The sequence below is a fragment of the bacterium genome, assembly GCA_040756715.1.
Taxonomy (GTDB): Bacteria; UBA9089; UBA9088; order UBA9088; family UBA9088; genus JBFLYE01.
The window spans coordinates 1-2,546 of record JBFLYE010000061.1 but is presented as its reverse complement, the minus strand read 5'-3'; the positions used below and the strand labels follow the sequence as shown (position 1 = coordinate 2,546).

The 2,546-nt window shown below is 35.3% G+C and carries 5 protein-coding genes; all 5 read left to right on the top strand.

From position 1 onward, the window contains the following. Positions 1–108 precede the first annotated feature (108 nt). The 5 genes from AB1397_02585 (at position 109) to AB1397_02565 (ending at position 2,470) form a co-directional block, all read left to right on the top strand. Positions 109–324 carry a trehalose-6-phosphate synthase gene (locus tag AB1397_02585; GenBank protein MEW6481878.1) on the top strand — a complete coding sequence of 72 codons (216 nt, stop codon included), beginning with the start codon at positions 109–111 and terminating at the stop codon, positions 322–324. A gap of 132 nt (positions 325–456) precedes the next feature. After that, positions 457–747 (top strand): trehalose-6-phosphate synthase, encoded by a 291-nt coding sequence (locus AB1397_02580; GenBank protein ID MEW6481877.1) that lies wholly within the window; start codon positions 457–459, stop codon positions 745–747. A gap of 14 nt (positions 748–761) precedes the next feature. Then, entirely contained in the window at positions 762–1,826 is a 1,065-nt protein-coding gene (locus AB1397_02575; protein ID MEW6481876.1) for a mechanosensitive ion channel family protein, read from the top strand. Between the two features lie 84 nt (positions 1,827–1,910). After that, the gene (locus AB1397_02570) at positions 1,911–2,177 is read left to right on the top strand and encodes a UPF0175 family protein (GenBank protein ID MEW6481875.1); all 267 of its coding nucleotides are present in this window, start codon (positions 1,911–1,913) and stop codon (positions 2,175–2,177) included. Next, a complete protein-coding gene (locus tag AB1397_02565) occupies positions 2,174–2,470 on the top strand; it encodes a hypothetical protein (protein MEW6481874.1) in 297 nt (98 codons plus the stop codon). Before AB1397_02570 ends, AB1397_02565 begins: the two co-directional genes overlap by 4 nt. Positions 2,471–2,546 lie beyond the last annotated feature (76 nt).

Sequence of the window (2,546 nt, the reverse complement as noted above, 5' to 3'; positions counted from 1 at the left end):
TTAAACCTTTTTCAATTCAAAATTCAAAATTTAGAATTCAAAATTTCTTAAAAGGTGGATGAATTTTTAAACAGATAAACACAACCCTATCTATTTTTGCACTAAGTAATGGAAGATACTATAATTAAAGAGGGGTTAGGGTTAAAGAATAAAATTATCGGCGTAGGGGTTGATCGGATTGATTATACCAAAGGTCTCATTGAAAAGGTACTTGCAATTGATAGATTTTTTGAAAAATATCCGAATTATAAGAAGAAAATGGTATTTATCCAGCTTGCTGCACCCAGCCGTGTTCATATAAAACGTATGTGTTTAGCTAGGTGAGAATAAAATGGGAAATAGGCACAAAGGCACAGAGGCAGAGAGGCACAAAGACGAGAGAGTTTATTTATTACTTGCTTTCTTTGTGCCTTTGCCCCTTTGTGCCTAGGTATATAAGACAGCTAAACAACGGCTATGGTAATTTGGTTAAGAGAGAAGCTACACACGTACGCAAAAAAAGATTTATCAGGTGCGCTTATTTTAAGTCAATTTACCGGTGCAGCAAGGGAATTGACCGATGCGGTTTTGATAAATCCTTATGCCATTGAAGAATTTGCCGAGGCAATAAAGCTTACTTTGGAAATGCCAATAGATGAAAAGAAAAGGCGTATGGAGAATATGAGAAAGGTTATTTCTGAAAATAATGTCTACCGCTGGGCCGGTAATATCATTACCGAGCTGGCCACCTTGAAAAAGGCTTTATAAGGAGGGAGATGTAGATGGAGAAAATTTTAAGCTGGTTGGTTCAAAGGTCTGTGGAAATAGTAATTCCGGCAAGTATATTTCTGGTTATTTTGATTACAGGATACCTCTTGAGAAAATTTCTCTTTAACCGTGTTTCTCATTGGGCAAAGAAAACATCTACAAATATAGATGATATTATCATCCAGGCAACCAAAGGCCCATTTATTATTTGGTGTTTGATGTTGGGTATCTATTTTAGCCTAGAATATTCCAAACTTCCTGATGATATAGTTCATATTGCTGGAAAGATTTTACTGACCTTAGGTATTGCTTCTATAACCTTGGTCTTGGCAAATATATCTACAAAATTAATAAAAATATACTCTCCTAAAATAGAGGCAGCTTTACCTGTCACGAGCCTTACCCAGAATATCACGCGTATCGTTATTTTTGGTATAGGGATTTTAATTATTCTTAATAGCTTAGGCATTTCAATAACGCCGATATTAGCTACCTTAGGAGTAGGTGGTCTTGCCGTTGCCTTGGCTTTACAGGATACCCTTTCCAATCTTTTTTCCGGATTTCATATTATTGTATCTAAACAAGTTAGGGTTGGTGATTATGTAAAATTAGATTCCGGGGAAGAGGGTTATGTTACCGATATTACCTGGCGCACAACCAAGATAAAGATGCTCCCCAATAATGTTGTCTTGGTTCCTAATGAGAAACTAACCAAAGTTATTGTAACTAACTATTATTTGCCGGATAAGGAAATGGCAGTTTTGGTGAATTTAGGCGTCCATTATAATAGCAACCTAAAGGAGGTTGAAAAAATAACCTGCGAAGTCGCAAAAGAGGTAATGGAAAAAGTGCAAGGAGGCGTGCCAGAGTTTGAACCATTTATCCGGTATAACGCATTTGGCGATTTTAGCATCAATTTTACAGTCATTTTAAGAGCAAAAGAATTTGTGGATCAATATTTGATTAAACACGAATTTATCAAAAGACTACATGAGCGTTATAATAAAGAGGGCATAATTATTCCCTATCCTATCCGAGCAATAAATTACAAACAGGAGAAAGGGAATGAGGCGAATTAAATATTTTGGGATTATAATCAACAAAAAATTGACCTGGTTGGAATAAAATATCTTCAAGAAATAATATTTGGAGGTGAGGGAAAAATGGCATCAATTTGTGTAGAGATACCTGAGGAGATCTCTGTGGGTATAAGGATACCTAAGGAAGAACTTCCTTCACAGATAAAGAAGATAGTAGCATTAGAGCTATATAGAAGAAAGGCTATTTCTTTAGGAAAGGCATGTCAGTTAGCAGAAATCTCAAAATGGGAGTTCTTTGAGTTAAATGAAAAAATGCAAATACCCCTTTACTACGACCAGGAAGACTGGGAAAGGGACAAAAAGATAGCAGAAAAAGAGGGGAAGAAATGATTGTAGTAGCAAATGCCACTTGCTTAATTGCCCTATGCAGGATTGAACGATTGGATATTTTAAGCAGACTCTTTGGGAAGGTGAACATTTGTGAGACAGTATATGATGAAGTAGTGATTGCTGGTAAAGATAGACCGGGAACAAAAGAAGTAAGGGAAGCAAAATGGATTGAAAGAAAATGGGTAAAGGATAAGATAGCGGTAAGATTACTTGAGAAAGATTTAGATAAAGGGGAGGCAGAGACTATTATAGTTAATTCCATAACGCTTTACAAAATGTATGTGTTTAGATAATCTTAAGGAAAACTTTATAAAATTATGAATTTTGAATGTTGAATTTTGAATTAAAAGGGAAAAAATTTTATAAAAC